Origin of the sequence: Mesorhizobium sp. M5C.F.Ca.IN.020.32.2.1 (genome assembly GCF_004023105.1) — a bacterium.
GTDB classification, from domain to species: Bacteria; Pseudomonadota; Alphaproteobacteria; order Rhizobiales; family Rhizobiaceae; genus Mesorhizobium; species Mesorhizobium wenxiniae.
The window spans coordinates 1-17,621 of sequence record NZ_RZSX01000001.1 but is presented as its reverse complement, the minus strand read 5'-3'; the positions used below and the strand labels follow the sequence as shown (position 1 = coordinate 17,621).

The following is a 17,621-nucleotide window of genomic DNA, read 5'->3' as shown; positions in this document are numbered from 1 at the left end:
GGATTTCATGAATATTGCGCATCCACTCGTATCGGTCGTCGATGACGACGAGTCCGTACGCGAGTCGCTACCCGATTTGATCAAGGAGTTCGGCTTCAGCGTGAGAGCGTTCTCCTCGGCGGAAGAGTTTCTGGCGTCTGATATCGTCGACAAGACCAAATGCCTGATCCTCGACGTCTCCATGCCAGGGATGACAGGCCCCGACCTGCAGCGGGAACTTGAACGTCGGGGCCTTCCGATTCCGATCGTCTTCATCACTGCACATCGGGACGACACCGTGCGGCCGCGTTTGCTCGAGCGAGGCGCGGTGGAGTGCCTGTTCAAGCCGTTCAGCGATGCGGCCCTTCAGAAGGCGCTCAGTTCAGCGCTCAGTGAGCCCTAGCGTCACGCCATTTTGTGGCCATCTCGTGGAGATATAAGCAATGATTACGCATTTGGCGACTGCACTGGGCGACGGAGCGAGATCGGCATCCATGTCGCACGAAATACCTCTCGTATTCGTCGTTGACGACGATGTTTCCGTGCGCGAGTCCCTCGAATTGCTGATCCGCTCCGCTGGGTGGCAGCCGGAGACATTTGAGTCGGCGCGTGGATTCCTGGCTTGTCCCCGTCCGCTGGTTCCGAACTGTCTGATCTTGGACGTCAATCTCCCGGATCTCAGCGGGCTCGATCTGCAGGAGTTCGTCTCCGTCGAACGGACCGACATGCCGATCATCTTCGTCACGGGCTACGGCGACGTGCCGATGACCGTCAAGGCGATGAAGGCCGGGGCTGTCGAGTTCCTCACGAAGCCGTTCAGCGACGAGGTGCTGCTGACTGCGATCGAGCAGGCGCTCGAGCGCAGCAGGAACGTGCTTGCACTAGACTCTGAGATTCATGCGCTGCGGGATCGTCACGCATCCCTTAGCCGTCGGGAGCGAGAGGTCATGGCGCTGGTGGTCTCCGGTCTGCTGAACAAGCAGGTCGGCTTCGAGCTCGGTATCAGCGAGATCACAGTGAAGGCACATCGAGGCCAGGTGATGCGTAAGATGAGTGCTCGCTCTCTCCCGGACTTAGTCAACATGGCGGCAAGGCTCGGCATCGCCCACTAAGCTCGGAACGCGGCGAGGTCTAATTCATCCCCTGGCCGGCACTCCAGCGAACAGCAGCTCTGGGATTGCGCGGTTCGGCAACGAAGCATTGTTCCCGGCTGACCAATCCAAAAGTATCGACCATGCCACTGGCTTGCGGCACGCGAGCCGCCGAGACTGATGCCAAAGTATTGACGACACCATCGTGCAATAGATTTGCCTCCACATTTGATTGAACCTGCTCATAGCATCCGACTATGGAGATGTTCTCGGTGGTAAGGAAATCGCGTCATGAAACACTTGTCTCTCATCGTGCCGATTCTATCAGCGTTTCGTGAGTTCGTCGCGCCCCGCTACCGGCCGGAGCTGCACTACATGCGCGGCCCCGGCCCAGCCTACGCGCGCAGCAAGGTTATGGTCGACGCGCCGAGACCGCGCGGCGACCGGTGATGACGACGCAGGTTCGGCAAAGTGGGGCGCCGGCGGAGTGTCCCGTTTAATGTCTTCAAGAGTCGATTTCTACAGCTCGCAGGCGGCCTTTGCCGATCACTGGAGCGAACTGCTGCCAGTACAGGAGTTCTGATATGAAACCGAAGCACGCACTCGACTGCAAACCTGATCCGCTCTGCCGCTGCCATGCCAGTGATCCGGTCTGCCGCTGCCGTACCAAATGCGTCGTCGACAGCGACAGCAAGCCCGCGCGCAACAAGGGCTTCGCAGGCATGACGCTGCCGGCCTTGGGCATCGCCTTTGTGGTCGGCGCTTGCGGACTCCTCATGGCGCCAAATGCGCGGGCGCATGACGCGTTGCTAACCACCGCGCAGCCACACGGATGGACTTATCCCTTCGCCTGTTGCTCGGGCTACGATTGCCGTGAAGTCGCAGAAAACGCCATCAGAGAGCGGCCGGAAGGCTACGTCATCGAGGGTACCGGGGAGGTGATTGCCTACACGGACAGCCGCATCAAGAACAGCCCGGATGGCGTTTTTCATTGGTGTTCAGTGGCCGGAGCAAATGATGGGCACACCGTCTGCCTATTTGCACCGCAGCGAGGATTCTAGTCCTCACAACGGGTCGCTCCTAGCCAGGTTGCTACTTCTGGATCGCCATGATCATGAAATCTGCACATGACAGCCCGATCCTCGTCCCGCAAACCATGCGTCTAGCCTGACCGAGATTGAGGCTCTCCTCAAAGATACCTGGGAGCCGAATATTAGTTTCGATCTACAGATCAGCCCGGCAGTTTCAGTTGTGACATGCAGTCGTGTTGGCCTTCAAAGCCTTATCATGAACCTGCTGTTCAAAGCGCGCGACGCAATGCCGAAGGGCGGCGTTGTCTCACTCGTCGCTGCTCTTATCTATGAAGGGCAGGTCGCGACGGATGTTGAGCTACGTGTAGCAGACAACGGGTTCGGCATGCCTAGGGATACGCTGCTCCGTGCCACGGATCCTTTTTTCACCACAAAGACGACCGGATTAGGCGGTCTTGGCTTGCCAATGGTGATGAGCTTCGTCCATGGGGCAGGAGGACGCCTCTACATCGAAAGCGAACAAGGCGTCGGCACGACCGTGACGTTGCTCCTCTTGTGAAGGGTGAAGGACTGCGCTCCGCGACTTGACAAGGGTGGCTACTGGCTCCGGGTTGGTGTCGCGGCCGACTCCGAACCGATCAGTTGGACCAGTGATCAGTGGTGCGCGATACGGGAATCGAACCCGCACGAGGCTTTCGCCACACCCGATTGGAAACACTCTATCATGAGTGCTTTGGCATCGGATCCGTCTACCAATGTTGCGGCAATCGCGCGATCCATACGCTAACCGAAATCTGCCGTTACGGCAATATCGGTCACACTCGCATATAGGTCCCAAAACTATTGGATCCGCAGCGTGACAAGCAGAGGGATCGAATGTGAAAATCATTCTAGCATCCGGTAAGTCTTTGGCTTTCGCGCGCTCGGCGAACTCGCGCAAACCGATGCAAAAGTATTGAGGATACCATCGTCCAATAGATTTGCCTGCTCGATTGGCCAATTCTGATCATCGCATCCGACTAAGCGGATGTAAGAAGCGGACAGGAAATCGCGTCAGGAACTCCGTCAGCTCGACGGTCAGTGGCTTCGCCTTCGCCGCCGTCAGCCTGCGAGAGTTTCCGGAGATGTTCTTCCGGCCACTCCGATGGAGAGAGGACATGATCGAACAACAGCCTCTGACATCCCGGTGTCGCAGCATAGACGAGAACACTGTTGCGCTGTCGGGCACCGATCCGCGAGTACTGCTTGCCTCGATCCTCCACGATTTCAATAATTTCCTCACCCCGATCGTCACTATCATGGAGGAAATGCAAGCTCAGCAGCTGGGCACGCCGGGGCAACTCAGACGAATCGACGCAGCTGTATTCTGCGCATTCCGCGCCCAAGCTCTAGCACGGCAGCTGCTCGATATTACGACCTCTCGAGAACTCCGGCCTACGGCGGTGGATATTGGCCGGCTACTGCAGTCTCTGGAGCACGTGCTGCGGAGTGTGCTGCCTGGCGGAATCCCCATTCGGTTCGACATCGCCGATGATCTTCCGTCCGCCTTCATCGACCGGCAACTCATGGAACGGGCATTGCTCAATCTGATACTAAACGCCCGCGATGCGATGCCGGACGCCGGCGAGGTCGTTGTCGCCGCTGCCATCGATCAGCAGCCCGGTAGCCATGCTGACACGCGCGAACCGATGATCCGCCTGTCGGTCGTCGACACCGGTGTCGGAATGGACCGCGCGACGATACGAAGGGCCGGAGCACTTAACTTTTCGACGAAAAGTAACGGAACCGGCCTCGGCCTCGCGATGGTGCGCCACCTGATGGAAACTCAAGGCGGTGAGCTGTCAATTACAAGCACGCCACACCAAGGTACAGCGATCGACTTATGGCTGCCGGTAGTGGCAGGCTCACGTTGACGATCAAGCGTGTCAAGGAGTGACGCGAGCTCAAAGGCTGGGTGCCACGAGTTTTCGTCGACAAAAAATGAAGGCCGGAATCCTGGTCGTGGAACTTTAGATGCAACGCCGTGGAACTCTGTTCAAACCGCTGCAACTGCCTTGCGGCTTGACCCTGAAAAATCGGATCGCGAAATCGGCGATGTCGGATTCCCTAGGCGACGGAACCGGCCATCCAACAGCCGGACAGATCAGGCTGTATCAGCGCTGGGCCACAGGTGGGCTGGCCGTTTCGATAATCGGCGAGGTCCAACTCACCGCCGGTTACGCCGAGAACCCCGGCAATCTGGTCCTCAACGATGCCTCCGGCCTTCACCGGTTCAGGGAACTTGCGCGACATGGCGGCGAAAACTGCACTGAGTTCTGGCTGCAACTCGGTCACGGCGGAGCGCTTGCGTACGCGCCGACCAGCAACCCTAGGGGACCGAGTGCCCTCGATCTGCCGGGTCTGCGCTGCGCGGAAATGCCAATGGGCGAAATTCGTCAACTGCCCTCGGAGTTTGCGAGGACAGCCCGGCTGGCACAACAGGCCGGTTTTGGCGGTGTGCAAATTCACGCGGCGCACGGATATTTGCTCAGCCAGTTCCTTTCGCCACTGTTCAACAAACGGAGCGATGAATACGGAGGGGCGATCGTCAATCGCATGCGCCCTCTGCTGGAGGCTATCGAAGCAACGCGCGCAGCTGTCGGACCGGATTTCCCGATCGCCGTGAAACTCAATTCCTCAGACCAGCTCGAGGGCGGGTTCGATAGGGAAGACGCGCTCCAGGTGATGGCGGCGCTGGACCGGTCTTCGGTCGACCTGATCGATATCAGCGGCGGGACTTACTTCCCCGGAGCAAAGTCCGCCTCCGACGGAACGGTGCGCGGACCCTACTTCCTCGAGTTTGCAAAGCGCGCCCGCACGGTAACGACCAAGCCCCTTATGCTGACAGGCGGTTTCAAGACGCGCGAGCAAGCCGAGGACGCTGTGGCAAGCGGTGCGGTCGATCTTGTCGGTCTTGCGCGCGCTCTCGTCCTCGAGCCTTCACTTCCCAACCTCTGGAAAGCAGATCGGAAACCTGAACCGATCTTTCCCAGGTTCTCCGATGCCCCGGAGCGCGGGATCACCGTGTGGTACACCATGCGGCTGACCGAGATCGGCGCTGACAAAGAAACGCCGATTTTCGGCGACCTCAGGCAGGCAATCCGAGACTATGAAGCGCGCAACAAATCCCGAACAAAAGTCTGGTTGCGGCACTTTCCAGTGAGGTCGCGGGACAAGACCTAAATGGTGATCCGCACTATGTCACCAGTGCGCGTATTCCCAACTTACACGGTCGATTGGTCAGCCTTGGAGGCCATGTCGAAGCGGTCATCGTCTATTGATCGTTTATGAGTACACTCCCCAATCCCACCAACCCAGGATGTGTGGATATTGTCCGCCCGGACTCGGCGAAGCTAGGGACGACCATTGGTGAGCATTGAAGTCACTTCGTACGTCGCGACCTGGTCGCATATCAGCGTAACGTCCACCTAACTACGCTACCGCATCGTACCGATCACAGTTGGAATGAGCTCAGAGACCGTCGGGTGAATAGGCACGGCCCACTGAAGGGCGCGATATGGTGTGCCGACATTGATGGCGTCGAGTATGCCGTGAATGGCCTCGTCACCACCCGGCCCGAGAATCGCAGCACCGAGGATCTTGCCGGTTTCGGCATCGGCGACGACCTTCATGAATCCGAGCGTCTCGCCTTTCTCGACGGCGCGCCCGACGCGCGTCATCGGCCGCGTACCGACAAGAACGGCACGACCGGCTTTCCGCGCTTCCGCTTCGCTCTTGCCGGCGCGTCCCAACGGAGGATCGATGAAGAGCGCGTAGCCTGGCACGCGGTCACTCACCTTTCGAGTTTCGCCGTCGAGCAGATTGGCGGCTACGATCTCGAAATCGTTGTATGCCGTGTGGGTAAAGGCACCGCGGCCGTTGCATTCGCCGAGTGCGAAGACACCCTCGACATTGGTCGCGAGATGGTCGTCGACCGTGATGAAGCCGCGGGCGTCCCGCTCGATTCCTGCCTGGTCGAGGCCAAGGTCATCGGTGTTGGGGCGGCGGCCGACAGCGAGCAGCACGTGACTGCCGGCCACGTCGCGAGGTTCGCGCTCGCAGTGAACGCCAACGCGGATTTCCTCGCCGTGTGGCTCGAAGCTGATGCATTCGGCTTCCAGTCTGATCGCAATACCCTCGCGTTCGAGAATGTCCTTGATCGAGGCGGAGATATCCTCGTCCTCGCGCGAGACCAGACGAGGACCTTTTTCCACCACTGTCACCTCGGCACCGAAGCGGCGGAACACCTGTGCGAACTCCAGTCCGACATAGCTGCCGCCAACTACGACGAGGTGGCGCGGCACTTGGTCGAGTGCTACCATGTCGGTGTTGTCGAGGACGTTGACCTGATCAATGCCGGGCATATCCGGTCTCGCCGCCCGGCCACCGACATTGATGAAGATTCTCGGCGCAGAAAGCGTTTCGCCGCCGACCTCGACCGTGTGCGGACCGTTGAAGCGGGCATGGCCCCGGATGACTGTGCAGTTTTCCATGCCGGTCAACCAGGCCTCAAGGCCTGAACGGGCATCGAGTGTCACCTTGGCCGCGCGTGCGTGGACCTTCTTCATGTCGATTGCGATCCCGCCGTCGATTGAGATGCCGTAGTCGCCCGCGCGCTGGGCGAGGCGTGCTGCATAGGCGCTTGCGACCATCGCCTTCGTCGGAATGCAGCCGGTGTTGACGCAAGTTCCGCCGAAGAACTTGCGTTCGATCAGCGCGACCTTCATGCCGGCCGTTGTCAGGCGCCCCGCGAGGGAAGGACCGGCTTGACCAGCACCGATGATGATCGCGTCGAAATTGAGGGTCATGACAAGCTCCCGCCGTCTGCTTTGCCGTAGCGTTCAGTCTTGATTAGAGCTGGGTCTACGCCGGATGCGATTGTTCCTTCGGCGGCCGTCTCTACGAACGGATTTGAACCGCAAATGAGCACCTGGCGAACTGTCATCTTCATGGCGGTGAGTATGCTCGCGATGAACGGTGCATCTATGCGCCCGGCACGGAATGAGTGCCCGCCCGCCTGGCGTGTAAGCGTCACCATCAGGCTAAAGCCATCGCCGGTGGCCGCCATGTTCGAAAGTTCGTCGAAGAAAAGAAGCTCCTCGCGTAACCGCGCTGAGAACACCAGCGCTACCGGAACCCATGACCCGATCGCCGCGCGGTGGCGCAGCATCGACATGAACGGTGCTACGCCTGAGCCGCCGCCGATGAAAAGCACCGGACCGCCGTCCTCAGGACTCCAGTTGAAATGGCCGCCGATCGGGCCGCGTATTTCGATTTCATCGCCCACCTGGGCAGCATCATGCATGAAGGGTGAGACCTCGCCGTCATCAAACCTTTCAATCGCGAGTTCGAGCTCTTCGGCCTTGTGGGGCCCGGGCGCGGAAGCGATCGAATAGCTGCGTTGGGCGCGATAACCATCTGGCGCCGTCAGCCGTAGCAGAACGTGCTGACCGGGCCGGAACGACATGGGCTCCGGAAGACGAAAGAAGAAGCTTTTCACGCGGGGCGACAGCTTTTCGATGCGCGTGATGATCGCGTTCTGCCAGTTCATGGGGCGGTCAATCGTTCGTGTAGCGCTGTTCGCGCCAAGGGTCGCCGTAGCGATGGTAGCCGCGCAATTCCCAGAAGCCGAGTTCATCGCGCTCAGTGAACTGAAGTGCATTCACCCATTTCGCGGATTTCCAGAAATAGAGATGCGGGACCAAGAGCCGCGCCGGTCCGCCATGCTCGGCAGGAAGGGGTTGGCCGGCATAGCTGATTGCCACCATCGCCTTCCCGGCGAGAAGGTCGGCCGTCGGCACGTTGGTGGAGTAGCCTTCATAACAATGCGCAAGCGTGTAGGCGGTCGGCGCCTCGAGATTGGCCTCTGCCAGAAGATCGTCGATCAGCACACCTTCCCAGAATGTGTTGAACTTCGACCACGTGGTCACACAATGGATGTCGCGCGTCATCTTGGTCTGCGGTAGAGCGTTGAACTCAGCCCAGTTCCATTTCGCCACGATTCGTGGCCCGACCTTGAGAGTGAATGTCCAATCCCCGGTGCCGATCCGCGGCGTCGGCCCTGCCGACAAGACCGGGAAGTCCGGGACGACATGTTGCCCTGGTGGAAGACGGGTCGACTGATCAGAATTGACCAGCCTGCCTACAAAGCCGCGTGTGACCATCACGATACTCCCTTTGCTCTCGCATCTCCGTTCATACGGCTTGTTTCAAGGCAGCGGTGTCGACGGAAGCTAGCGCAAGCGTTTGCCAGACGACGACCTTGTCGGGTCGTGAAGCCGGCTGCCTCGACCGCAGTAGCCTGAGCCGCGTGATCGCTTGATGGTCCGATCATGACCCTCGCGGGCTGCGACTTAGTCACCCCGACTTCGTCAGGCTCGCGTTGATCGGCAAGGTACGGATGCGTTTGCCGGTCGCGGCGAAGATCGCGTTCGTTACTGCCGGAGCCACAACTGCCGTCGGCGGCTCGCCAATGCCGCCCGGAGCCTCGGTGCTCTTCACCAAGTGGGTTTCCACCACAGGAACTTCGTCGATGCGCATCGGCAGGTAGCTGTCGAAGTTGCTCTGTTCGACCCGGCCGTCCTTGATGGTGATGGCGCCGTGCAATGCGGCGGTAAGGCCGAATATCGTGCCGCCCTCGACCTGCTGCGCCACCGTGTCCGGATTGACCACAATGCCGCAATCGACGGCGCAGACGATGCGGTGGACCCGCACCGACCCATCGCTTACCTCCACCTCCGCCACCTGGGCGAGATAACTGCCGAAGCCGACCTCGAGCGAGACGCCACGGCCGCGTCCTTCAGGCAAAGGCGTGCCCCAGCCCGCCTTCTCCGCGGCCAGAGTCAACACGCGAAGGGCACGCGGATTGTGGCCGAGCAGTGCCTTGCGGTAAGCAAAAGGATCCTGCTTTGCTGCCGCGGCCAACTCATCGATGAAACTTTCGACGACAAAGATGCTGTGAGTCACGCCCACGCCGCGCCAGAAAGCGGTTGGGACACCGGGCGGCTCGACCCGAACGTAGTCGACATGGATGCTGGGCAGGGCGTAGGGCGGCTCTGCCGACCCTTCCACCGCATCGACGTCGACTCCGTTCTGGAAGAACACCGGGGCGTAGCGCGCGGAGACGGATGAGCCGCAGACGCGATGTGTCCAGGCGATGGGCCTGCCATTCGAGTCCAGTCCCGCCGAAATCCGGTCGTAGTAATAGGGCCGGTACATGTCATGCTGGATGTCCTCCTCGCGGCTCCACACGACCTTCACCGGGCCTTCCACTTGCTGCGCGACCTTGATCGCGAGCACCGGGCCGTCGACGTCGAGCCGGCGGCCGAACCCCCCGCCGAGCAGATGATTGTGGATCCTGACCAATTCCTTAGGCAGGCCGGTCAGTTGGGCTGCTGCTGCATGCATCTCGTGCATTGCTTGCGTGCCGACCCAGACGTCGCAGCCATCCTTGGTGACGTGAGCGGTACAATTCATCGGCTCCATCGTCGCGTGTGCGAGGAAGGGCATCTGATAGGTGGCGTCGATTCTCTGCGTCGCCGCGGCGAACCCCTTGTCGACGTCGCCCTCGCGGCGAGCGATCGCACCCGGTCGCTGTGACGCCTCTTCGAGCTGGCGGACGATGTCGGCGCTGCTGATCGCCGCGTTCGGGCCGTCGTCCCATTCGATCGCTGCCGCCTCCAGTCCTTTCTTGGCCGCGCCGAGGTGGTCGGCGACGACGGCGACGGCATTCTCGATGCGCACCAACTGGCGTACTCCCTTTACCGAGCGCGCCGCAGCCTCATCTACGGCTTTGGGCTTGCCGCCGAGGACGGGCGAGATGGCGATCGCCGCGATTCCCATGCCGGGCAGCCTGGCATCGATGCCGTATTGAGCCTTGCCTCTCACCTTGTCAGGCGTGTCCAGCCGCTTCGCCGGAGTACCGATCAGGACGAAGTCCTTGGGATCTTTGAGTGGCACGCGCTCGGGCACCGGCACCGGTAAAGCGACGGCATCGTCCACCAATTGGCCGTAGCCCAGGCTGCGCGTGCCGCCCGCGTCGAAGACGACGCCCAGCTTGGCGCGGCAGGTTGCAGGATCGACGCCCCAGCGCTTGGCGGCAGCCATGATCAGCAGAGTGCGGCCAACCGCGCCAGCCTGGCGCAGCTGCGTCCACGCGGAACGGATCGATGAAGAGAGCCCCGTTCGCTGGGCGCCGAGCAGATTGTTTGCGTAGAGCGCATCGTTGGCGGGTGCATGCTCCAGCCGGACCTGATCGAGGCCGACCTCCAGCTCCTCGGCAAGCAGCATGGGCAGTGATGTGTATGTCCCCTGTCCCATCTCGACCATCGGCATCACGAAGGTGATGACGCCCTGCCGGTCGATCCGGATAAAAGCATTAGGCGCAAACGCGGGTTGCGACGCATTAGCGGCCCGGGCGGGGTGCAGCGCCGGCGGCAGGACAACGGAAAGTGCAAGTCCACCGCCGATCGCCGCACCGACCTTGAGGAAGCTGCGCCGGTCCAATGGAACAGACAGATCGTTTGGCATCGCGTTGTCCTCCGTCACGCTGCGGCACGGTGAATCGCGGCCCGGATGCGCTGATAGGTGCCGCATCGGCAGACATTGCCGGACATGGCGCTGTCGATGTCGGCGTCGGTCGGCTTCGGCGTCTGCTGGAGTAGCGCCGTCGCCGACATGATCTGGCCGGACTGGCAATAGCCGCACTGCACCACTTCGAGGTCGAGCCAGGCCTGCTGCAGAGCCTTCCCCTCCGCTATCTCGCCGATTGCCTCGATGGTCGTGATCGCGCCTTCGCCGATGCTGTCTATCGTTGTGATGCAAGATCGCGTCGGCTGCCCGTCGATATGCACCGTGCAGGCACCGCAGAGCGCCGCGCCGCAGCCGAATTTGGTGCCGGTCATGCCAAGCACGTCGCGCAGCACCCACAACAGCGGAGTGTCGTCGTCGACATCGACGCTGTGGATTTGACCATTGACTTTGATGGCGAAGGTCATGGCGTCCGCTCCTGTGATCCGCGGGGTGCCGCGCATCTCCGATGTCGAGGCGAGAGGCTGGGCTAGCTGCTACCCACGCCCTAGGCATCTCGCCGGTCAGGCGCACAGGATCGACTGGTTGCGGAGCCAAATCTATTGCACGATGGTGTCGGAGATACTTTGGTATTGCTCGACCAGTGAAGATACCAATGGCTGTCCCATGCCAATCCGAAAGTATCACCGACACCATCGTACTATCGTTTGGGCGCGACTCCTCCGGGATTCTGTTGCGTCCAGCTGGACCGAGCGTAGATCGGCTCAGACGGTTGAGGTGACGAGCTTGCCAAAGTTCAGCAGGTCGACGATGGCATAAGGAGCATGAGATGGCCCGAAGCAGCAGCGTTCATGAAGCCAACGTGGACCAGGCGCATCTGTCAATGATGGCTTGGCGCGTGCATAAGTTTGGGCCGCCAAACGTCATGATCTTCGAGCAAGTCCCGCGATCCAGTCCTGGCCCAGGTGAGGTTCTTGTCAAAGTCGAAGCCGCTGGCGTTGGTCCATGGGACGGCTGGATTAGAGCTGGCAAGAGCGTTTTGCCGCAACCGCTCCCCCTTACTCTGGGCTCGGATTTGTCCGGTGAAATCGTCGCCGTGGGGTCTGGGGTTTCTGACCTGCGTGCAGGAGATCAGGTGTATGGTGTTACGAATCCCCGGTTTATTGGAGCCTATGCCGAGTATGCAGTAGCTTCCGCAGCGATGGTCTCGAGGAAGCCAGGTTCGCTGACCCACATTGAAGCCGCCTCTGTTCCTGTCATTGCCGTGACGGCTTGGCAGGGGCTGTTTGATCAAGCCAAGCTAGAAGCTGGTCAAACAGTGCTCATTCACGGGGCGGCGGGAAACGTTGGGGCTTATGCGGTTCAGTTGGCCCGTCGCGCGGGCTTAAGAACTTTCGCGACTGCGGCAACGGAGGATGTTTCCTACGTGCACGAGCTCGGCGCGAGCACAGTGATCGACTTCCAGACCCAGCGCTTTGAGGAGGCGGTTGGCGACGCAGACGCGGTCATCGATCTGGTCGGTGGCAAGACACAAGAGCGTTCGTTTCAGGTCCTCCGGCGAGGCGGCAAGCTGATTTCCGCGGTGTCCCGGCCTGATCAGCATCTTGCGCACCACCATGGCGTCGAAGCAGCCTTCTTTCTGGTCAATGTCACACGCCAACATCTGGCGGAGATCGCTGGACTGATCGACGGCGGAAAGCTCAAAACTCGTGTGGGTGCAGTCCTACCCCTCGCGGATGCACGCGATGCCCATCTAATGCTCGAAGGCATCCGGCCTCAACAGAAGGGAAAAATCATCCTCACAGTTGGGACGAACTAAGTTAACGCTGCGTCCGGCAGTTCCCGCCGAAACAGGAAGAGCTCGCCGACCTCATCATCGCGGTCGGCAGGGAGGAACGCCGCGCCGGCGGCGTTGGCTGCTGGTGGGCTGCGATCGTCCTGATTCGGGTTCCGTAATAGACTGATATCAAGTGCGGGCCGCGCGGCTCAAGGTTCAGCCGATCTGTCTCATGAGAGCTGACGGCGGACACTAGGAACAGAAAACGAAAACGTAGCTCCCGGACCATCGTTTAGAACCGCCCATAGGCGGCCATGATGGCTGTCAATGATGGAGCGGCTCACCGCAAGTCCGACACCCATTCCGGCATTTTTCGTACTGTAAAAAGCTTCGAATAGTTTGTTCATGGCGTGGGGGTCGAAACCGACCCCCACATCCTTCACGCTTAGCCGCACTGATTCATCTTCCTCCCCGGCGGTGCTAATCAGCAAGTCTCTTGGGCGATCATCGACAGCGCTCATCGCGTCCAAAGCGTTTCGGAGCAGATTCAGGATGACTTGCTGGAGCTGAACACGATCCGCCGCGACACACGGGAGGTTGTCGGCGAATTCAGTCCGTAAAATTACCCGGCTGTTCTGGATCTCACCAAGCGACAGCGCGACCACCTCTCGCGCGGCCTCATTAAGACCCACTGGCTCAAATGCGGGCTTTTTGTTGCTAAACAGAGCACGCAGCCGCGTAATGACCTGGGAGGCCCGGTCACCGTCTCGCATTGTGCGCCGCACGGCTTCTCTCACGCCGTGAAGGTCTTGGGGGTCGCTTGTCAGCATTCGCAAACAGGTACTGCAGTTCGTAATGATGCCTGTCAGCGGCTGGTTAAGCTCGTGTGCAATCGACGCGGACAACTGCCCTAAAGTCGCGATACGGTTCGCGTGTGCGAGTTCCAACTGAATTTCGTGGTATCGCCGCTGCTCATCCTCGAGCCGCTTGGTATCTGTCATATCGCGATAGATCACGTAACCAACCTGCTCACCACCATGGGATGGCACCGGAACGCAAATCAGGGAGACTGGCACACGCGTGCCGTTCTTCCGTCTACGGACGGTCTCAACGGCGAATGTCTCGGCGGTCTCAAACATCCGATACAAAAAGCCTTCGGCCTCCTCCAGGAGATCGTCCGGCGCAATGAGTTCTTTGATTCCGTGACCGATCGCTTCTTCGGCCATGTATCCAAAAATATTTGTGAACTCCGGATTGACACGCCTAATCCTGAAGTCGCGGTCGATCATGATAACCGCCTCTGGAACCCGCGCGAACAGTTCGCTGAGATGTGCCTTTTGGTCCTCGAGTTCGTCGCCGAAGCGGACCAGCGTCTGCAGGTCCGCTTGTAGGACATCGCGGCAATGCAATAGAAGTTCCTGGCAGAGGTCGCTGTATCGATTAGCCTTATCATCAAGGACGCAGATGGTTCCAAACATCCGCCCATCAGGCCAGACAACGGGGAATCCCAAATACGAGACCATCCCCACTTGGATCTCAGGAGCCTGTTTCCACTGATCGTCTTCCAAGGCGTTGACGACAAGCAGCGGTTCACGGCTCTTGATTACCGTTTCGCAAAAGGTCCCGATATTCATCGAGAAAGTATCATCGACTGGAAAAGGATTTCCCTCCGAGTTGCTAGAGGCTAGGATTTTGTAATGCGTGTAATGTGGCGGTTCGAGTTTGCACACCACCGCCGACGGAACGTGCACGATGTTTGCCAAAAGGTCTGCGATCCGCTGCCATTTCCGAAGAACATCCGACGGAATTGCGATCTCTGAAGAATCCGACTTCATGGCCCGGCCTCTGTGAAGTGTCTCCGCGGGATCGTCACCTCTCAAGCGAAACGGCATTTGGTTTAGCGGCTTCGGCCACACGGGCGCTTCCAGTTGGCGCGAATTACCTAGGCCAGAGGCGGAGCGTACAACTCGCTCGCTTAGTATGGCGCCCGCCCCCAGCAAAGGTCCATGAGACGATGGTATCGGTTCTCCACTACTGCCCCTGTTACGAGTAGGGCGCCTGGCGCTCTAGTGATGTTGCGGCCGTGAGAGTGCGAGAGAGCATCTCGATCACACGGTATCGGCTGCTCACCAGGGCAGCGGCTTGCCGGCCTGCTCCGCCACCATGTAATCGGCGTACCACTCCGGCCAGTTCTCGTCCATCTGGCCGCCGTTGCGCTTTTCGTGCTCGCCGTGAGCAGCCGACGCGCGTCGCATCGCGCTTGCGAGCTCCGACGGCGAGGTGAAAGTCGTCACGTCCGTGTCAATACGTCCGGGCAGCCGCACTGTGACCTCTTGCACCAGCCAGCCGTTGCCGTCTGGATCGCTGAACGAGATGAACGAGCGGTAGCTGAGACGATCGGGTTCGAGACCGCTAAGCCGGCGCTGCCCCAACAGGTAGGGCTCGTCGGTGCCCACAAACACGTCTCCGGCGTTGTGAAACACCTCGCTGACCTCAACGCCACGACCAAGCAGATCTTTGCGGGCGGCTTCGATGTCTGAGACGACGAGGTATAGACCCTGGGCGGAGCCGGGCGCCGCGGCGGTGACGTTTTTGCCAAAAAGCACCGAGCTGCCGGAGCCGGGCGGCGTGAACTGGATAACGCGCCAGTTGTCACCGGAGGCGAAGTCGGCGTCAAGCCGCCATCCCAAGCCGCCGTAAAAGCGCTTGGCACGATCGACGTCCGAGACCGGGATGACGACGAACTCGAACTTCATATCCACCGCCCTGACCTTCGAGGTCTGGCTCGTAGACTCACCACGCTCCAACTCAGTAACACTGCTCATTTTAACCTCCCTGACGTTGATGGCTTCAGAATTGGTTATTTCGCAACATGAACATGTTGCGTTGGCGCGGAGGCAGGCACAGTGAACGGCAGAGTCACTACCTGTCCAGGAATAACGTTGTGGTTGGCGTCGACCAAGGCGATGGTTACCTTGTGCTCGCCGGGCGGCAGCCCTGCGATGTCGACCGTATTGTTGTCACTTGCGTCTGCCCACCACCAGGGCAGGTCGTCGACGATGATGTGCAGGTGCCCGATGCGTGGGGATACAGAGAGGGCGCCCTTACCGAACACCGGTGCGATGTGAAGGTTCTCGACCCGGTACTGGGCCCAGAAGACGCCTTGGGCCAGTCCTTCGGCAAGCGGAGGGTCCACGATCAGCTTGGGTGCGGCCTCGTTCTCGATGGCGACATACGGCGTGGCCCCGCGGACATCTCTCGCGGTTGGGGCAGCGTCCTGGGCGAAAGCGCTCGTTGCGAGCACGGCGCCAGCCGCAGCGGCGGCAAACGTCTTGATGGGTATGGTCATTGCATTCTCCTTTGAGCAGAGTTGCGATTTTGAGCAGAGTTGCGATTAGTCTCGACCAACTCAGCGCCGACACGCGGAAAATCCCGCGAACTGTCTCTGCGCCGTTTGCAGTGCGAAAGCGCTCGCGACGATCAGCGCCGTTACCATGATGATATTCGTCATTCTGATGGTTCACCCTCGTCTCTCATGCTGCGGGTGCAAGCGAGGCGAGCGCCATGGGCGTCGCACGAAAGCTGATCGCCACTCGGTTGTAGGCATTCATCAGGCCGATCGTTATCGTCAGGTCGACCAGCTGCTTCTCGCCAAAGGCCGCGGCCGCAGCCGAGTAGGCGTCGTCCGGCACACCCCGGTCGCCGAGTCGCGTCACTACTTCCGCCCATGCGAGCGCCGCCGTTTCCTGCTCGTCGAAGGTTTGGCCGGCCTCTGGCCACACGGCGACGAGGACAAGATGCTCGACGGGCAATCCGCCCTTTAGGAGGTCGCGCGAATGCGAGTCGATGCAATAGGCGCATCCGTTGATCTGCGAAACGCGCAGGAATACGAGATCGATGAGCCGCGAGGGGAGCCCTGACTGGCGCACATATGCGTAGACGGCGCCGAGCGCCTTCATCCCGGCCGGCGAGGCCGCGTTGTAGTTCATCCGCTGAGACATGACTTCTGTATCCTTCCGTGCGGTTCTTCATCGAGGGTCGGGGATGACCAGCTGCTCGTCGGGCCCATCCACGACGAGCACGGCAAGCAGGCGCGCCGGTTCGGTGTCACTCGCATTCGCGCTCACCCGATGATGGGAGCCGGGGTTCTCGAACCACGCCTCGCCGGCGCGGTAGACGCGCGCGGGCTCGTCACCGACCTGGCTCCGGATCGCGCCCGAGACGACATAGGCGTAGATGAATGCCGAGCTGGGGTGATGGTGCGCGGCCGAACTCACCCCAGGCTCGTAGTCGACGACATGAGCGACCAGGCGCTTCCCTGGCAGATGCGGAATGGGCTCGTCCGCGGCGACGGTGACGGTTTCGCCGGGAACTGTCCCCTGAGTGGCCCCGACCATGCGCAGGATTGACGCAGCGATCGCCTCGTGCGGCGGCAGACCGCTGCGCGTCACTCCCGCTTGGTGGGCTTGTGTCACGTCCAACGCCAAAGCGCTTCCGACGAACAATGCTGCAGCGACGACTGCCATCGATCGAGTCGCTTTCATCTGGGTATCCTCTCATTCGTGAGGGTGGGTGGTAATCAATGGGCCGACCGAAGTGATCTGAAGGCGGCGCGCAGTTCGGCTGAGAAGAGCGCCGGCTCCTCCCAGGCGGCGAAATGGCCGCCCCTGTCGACCTCGTTGAAATAGGCGAGCCCGGGGTAGACGGTCTCGACCCAGCTGCGCGGGGCAGCCCAGAGCTCGCCGGGGAACGTCGTGAAGCCGACCGGAACCGTGACCGGCGGAGGGGCCTTGCCGGACGCGTGGGCCGCGGCCACGAAACGTCCGAATTCCCAGTACCACCGGGCCGCCGAGGCACCGGTGCCCGTCAGCCAGTACAGCATGATGTTGTCGACGATGTTGTCCCGGGTGAGATTGCCCACGGGCTGTTTGTCGACGAACGCGCGGGAGATCTTGTAGTAGCTGTCGGTGTCGTGGTCGAGCATCCAGGCCGCCAGCCCGACCGGTGAGTCCAGAAGGGAGTAGCCGATCGTCTGCGGCCGGGTGGCCAGCTCCTGGAAGTAGGCAGAGCCGTCCGTCGTGAACCTGTTGACCGCGTCGAGCGCCGCGCGTTCCTGCTCGGACTTTGCCGGCAGCTTGTCCTTGAGGCCGATCGCCGCGAGGAACAAGTTGACGT

General features: G+C 60.6%; 18 protein-coding genes, 1 tRNA gene and 1 pseudogene. 8 read left to right on the top strand and 12 right to left on the bottom strand.

All coding sequences use genetic code 11. The features are described 5' to 3' along the window. The first annotated feature begins 7 nt into the window (after positions 1-7). From EOA86_RS00090 to EOA86_RS00075, 5 genes are all read left to right on the top strand, one after another. The gene (locus tag EOA86_RS00090; RefSeq protein WP_065011580.1) at positions 8-382 is read left to right on the top strand and encodes a response regulator; all 375 of its coding nucleotides are present in this window, start codon (positions 8-10) and stop codon (positions 380-382) included. 91 nt (positions 383-473) lie between these two features. Beyond that, positions 474-1,091: a response regulator gene (locus EOA86_RS00085; protein WP_127208499.1), complete on the top strand. Its 618-nt coding sequence runs from the start codon at positions 474-476 to the stop codon at positions 1,089-1,091. A 270-nt stretch (positions 1,092-1,361) separates the two neighbouring features. Continuing rightward, entirely contained in the window at positions 1,362-1,520 is a 159-nt protein-coding gene (locus EOA86_RS38335; protein WP_164759483.1) for a hypothetical protein, read from the top strand. A gap of 134 nt (positions 1,521-1,654) precedes the next feature. After that, the gene (locus EOA86_RS41385; protein WP_348633307.1) at positions 1,655-2,131 is read left to right on the top strand and encodes a hypothetical protein; all 477 of its coding nucleotides are present in this window, start codon (positions 1,655-1,657) and stop codon (positions 2,129-2,131) included. A 190-nt stretch (positions 2,132-2,321) separates the two neighbouring features. Beyond that, positions 2,322-2,660, top strand: coding sequence for an ATP-binding protein (locus EOA86_RS00075; protein ID WP_281035620.1), 339 nt, complete (start codon positions 2,322-2,324; stop codon positions 2,658-2,660). Between the two features lie 99 nt (positions 2,661-2,759). Here the strand turns inward: EOA86_RS00075 and EOA86_RS38330 are convergent. Continuing rightward, positions 2,760-2,874 (bottom strand) — tRNA-OTHER (locus EOA86_RS38330). Between the two features lie 384 nt (positions 2,875-3,258). Here EOA86_RS38330 and EOA86_RS00070 point away from each other — a divergent pair. Then, positions 3,259-4,014, top strand: a complete 756-nt coding sequence (locus EOA86_RS00070) for an ATP-binding protein (protein WP_245497062.1) — start codon at positions 3,259-3,261, stop codon at positions 4,012-4,014. A gap of 100 nt (positions 4,015-4,114) precedes the next feature. Next, positions 4,115-5,323, top strand: a complete 1,209-nt coding sequence (locus tag EOA86_RS00065; protein WP_128340375.1) for an NADH:flavin oxidoreductase/NADH oxidase family protein — start codon at positions 4,115-4,117, stop codon at positions 5,321-5,323. Between the two features lie 254 nt (positions 5,324-5,577). Here the strand turns inward: EOA86_RS00065 and EOA86_RS00060 are convergent, their stop codons facing one another. The 5 genes from EOA86_RS00060 to EOA86_RS00040 form a co-directional block, all read right to left on the bottom strand. Further along, positions 5,578-6,948 (bottom strand): FAD-containing oxidoreductase, encoded by a 1,371-nt coding sequence (locus EOA86_RS00060; protein ID WP_128340374.1) that lies wholly within the window; start codon positions 6,946-6,948, stop codon positions 5,578-5,580. After that, positions 6,945-7,691 carry a ferredoxin reductase gene (locus EOA86_RS00055; RefSeq protein ID WP_128340373.1) on the bottom strand — a complete coding sequence of 249 codons (747 nt, stop codon included), beginning with the start codon at positions 7,689-7,691 and terminating at the stop codon, positions 6,945-6,947. Before EOA86_RS00055 ends, EOA86_RS00060 begins: the two co-directional genes overlap by 4 nt. Positions 7,692-7,698: 7 nt before the next feature. Next, the gene (locus tag EOA86_RS00050) at positions 7,699-8,304 is read right to left on the bottom strand and encodes a sulfite oxidase-like oxidoreductase (protein WP_128340372.1); all 606 of its coding nucleotides are present in this window, start codon (positions 8,302-8,304) and stop codon (positions 7,699-7,701) included. A gap of 193 nt (positions 8,305-8,497) precedes the next feature. Next, positions 8,498-10,669 carry a xanthine dehydrogenase family protein molybdopterin-binding subunit gene (locus EOA86_RS00045; RefSeq protein WP_128340371.1) on the bottom strand — a complete coding sequence of 724 codons (2,172 nt, stop codon included), beginning with the start codon at positions 10,667-10,669 and terminating at the stop codon, positions 8,498-8,500. A gap of 14 nt (positions 10,670-10,683) precedes the next feature. Beyond that, complete coding sequence (locus tag EOA86_RS00040; protein WP_128340370.1) at positions 10,684-11,136, bottom strand: (2Fe-2S)-binding protein; 453 nt, start codon at positions 11,134-11,136, stop codon at positions 10,684-10,686. Positions 11,137-11,498: 362 nt separating this feature from the next. Here EOA86_RS00040 and EOA86_RS00035 point away from each other — a divergent pair, with 362 nt between their 5' ends. Next, the gene (locus tag EOA86_RS00035) at positions 11,499-12,488 is read left to right on the top strand and encodes an NADP-dependent oxidoreductase (RefSeq protein WP_245497061.1); all 990 of its coding nucleotides are present in this window, start codon (positions 11,499-11,501) and stop codon (positions 12,486-12,488) included. A 188-nt stretch (positions 12,489-12,676) separates the two neighbouring features. Here the strand turns inward: EOA86_RS00035 and EOA86_RS00030 are convergent, their stop codons facing one another. From EOA86_RS00030 to EOA86_RS00005, 6 genes and pseudogenes are all read right to left on the bottom strand, one after another. Continuing rightward, positions 12,677-14,281 (bottom strand): GAF domain-containing sensor histidine kinase, encoded by a 1,605-nt coding sequence (locus tag EOA86_RS00030; RefSeq protein ID WP_164891498.1) that lies wholly within the window; start codon positions 14,279-14,281, stop codon positions 12,677-12,679. Between the two features lie 291 nt (positions 14,282-14,572). Beyond that, positions 14,573-15,271, bottom strand: coding sequence for a VOC family protein (locus EOA86_RS00025; protein ID WP_128340368.1), 699 nt, complete (start codon positions 15,269-15,271; stop codon positions 14,573-14,575). A 35-nt stretch (positions 15,272-15,306) separates the two neighbouring features. Beyond that, the gene (locus tag EOA86_RS00020; RefSeq protein WP_128340367.1) at positions 15,307-15,795 is read right to left on the bottom strand and encodes a DUF6130 family protein; all 489 of its coding nucleotides are present in this window, start codon (positions 15,793-15,795) and stop codon (positions 15,307-15,309) included. Positions 15,796-15,979: 184 nt separating this feature from the next. Continuing rightward, positions 15,980-16,447 (bottom strand): carboxymuconolactone decarboxylase family protein, encoded by a 468-nt coding sequence (locus tag EOA86_RS00015; protein ID WP_128340366.1) that lies wholly within the window; start codon positions 16,445-16,447, stop codon positions 15,980-15,982. 27 nt (positions 16,448-16,474) lie between these two features. Then, positions 16,475-16,990 carry a cupin domain-containing protein gene (locus EOA86_RS00010; RefSeq protein ID WP_245497060.1) on the bottom strand — a complete coding sequence of 172 codons (516 nt, stop codon included), beginning with the start codon at positions 16,988-16,990 and terminating at the stop codon, positions 16,475-16,477. Positions 16,991-17,025: 35 nt separating this feature from the next. Next, positions 17,026-17,621 (bottom strand): annotated as a pseudogene (locus EOA86_RS00005) (epoxide hydrolase); the annotation flags it as partial.

Bases quoted from the DNA above. Each gene is read 5' to 3' on its own strand.
- EOA86_RS00070 (WP_245497062.1), top strand. From the start codon at position 3,259: ATGATCGAACAACAGCCTCTGACATCCCGGTGTCGCAGCATAGACGAG.
- EOA86_RS38335 (WP_164759483.1), top strand. From the start codon at position 1,362: ATGAAACACTTGTCTCTCATCGTGCCGATTCTATCAGCGTTTCGTGAG.
- EOA86_RS00025 (WP_128340368.1), bottom strand. From the start codon at position 15,271: ATGAGCAGTGTTACTGAGTTGGAGCGTGGTGAGTCTACGAGCCAGACC.
- EOA86_RS00065 (WP_128340375.1), top strand. From the start codon at position 4,115: ATGCAACGCCGTGGAACTCTGTTCAAACCGCTGCAACTGCCTTGCGGC.
- EOA86_RS00045 (WP_128340371.1), bottom strand. From the start codon at position 10,669: ATGCCAAACGATCTGTCTGTTCCATTGGACCGGCGCAGCTTCCTCAAG.
- EOA86_RS41385 (WP_348633307.1), top strand. From the start codon at position 1,655: ATGAAACCGAAGCACGCACTCGACTGCAAACCTGATCCGCTCTGCCGC.
- EOA86_RS00060 (WP_128340374.1), bottom strand. From the start codon at position 6,948: ATGACCCTCAATTTCGACGCGATCATCATCGGTGCTGGTCAAGCCGGT.
- EOA86_RS00085 (WP_127208499.1), top strand. From the start codon at position 474: ATGTCGCACGAAATACCTCTCGTATTCGTCGTTGACGACGATGTTTCC.
- EOA86_RS00040 (WP_128340370.1), bottom strand. From the start codon at position 11,136: ATGACCTTCGCCATCAAAGTCAATGGTCAAATCCACAGCGTCGATGTC.
- EOA86_RS00030 (WP_164891498.1), bottom strand. From the start codon at position 14,281: ATGAAGTCGGATTCTTCAGAGATCGCAATTCCGTCGGATGTTCTTCGG.
- EOA86_RS00055 (WP_128340373.1), bottom strand. From the start codon at position 7,691: ATGAACTGGCAGAACGCGATCATCACGCGCATCGAAAAGCTGTCGCCC.
- EOA86_RS00050 (WP_128340372.1), bottom strand. From the start codon at position 8,304: ATGGTCACACGCGGCTTTGTAGGCAGGCTGGTCAATTCTGATCAGTCG.
- EOA86_RS00010 (WP_245497060.1), bottom strand. From the start codon at position 16,990: ATGAAAGCGACTCGATCGATGGCAGTCGTCGCTGCAGCATTGTTCGTC.
- EOA86_RS00020 (WP_128340367.1), bottom strand. From the start codon at position 15,795: ATGACCATACCCATCAAGACGTTTGCCGCCGCTGCGGCTGGCGCCGTG.
- EOA86_RS00090 (WP_065011580.1), top strand. From the start codon at position 8: ATGAATATTGCGCATCCACTCGTATCGGTCGTCGATGACGACGAGTCC.
- EOA86_RS00035 (WP_245497061.1), top strand. From the start codon at position 11,499: ATGGCCCGAAGCAGCAGCGTTCATGAAGCCAACGTGGACCAGGCGCAT.
- EOA86_RS00015 (WP_128340366.1), bottom strand. From the start codon at position 16,447: ATGTCTCAGCGGATGAACTACAACGCGGCCTCGCCGGCCGGGATGAAG.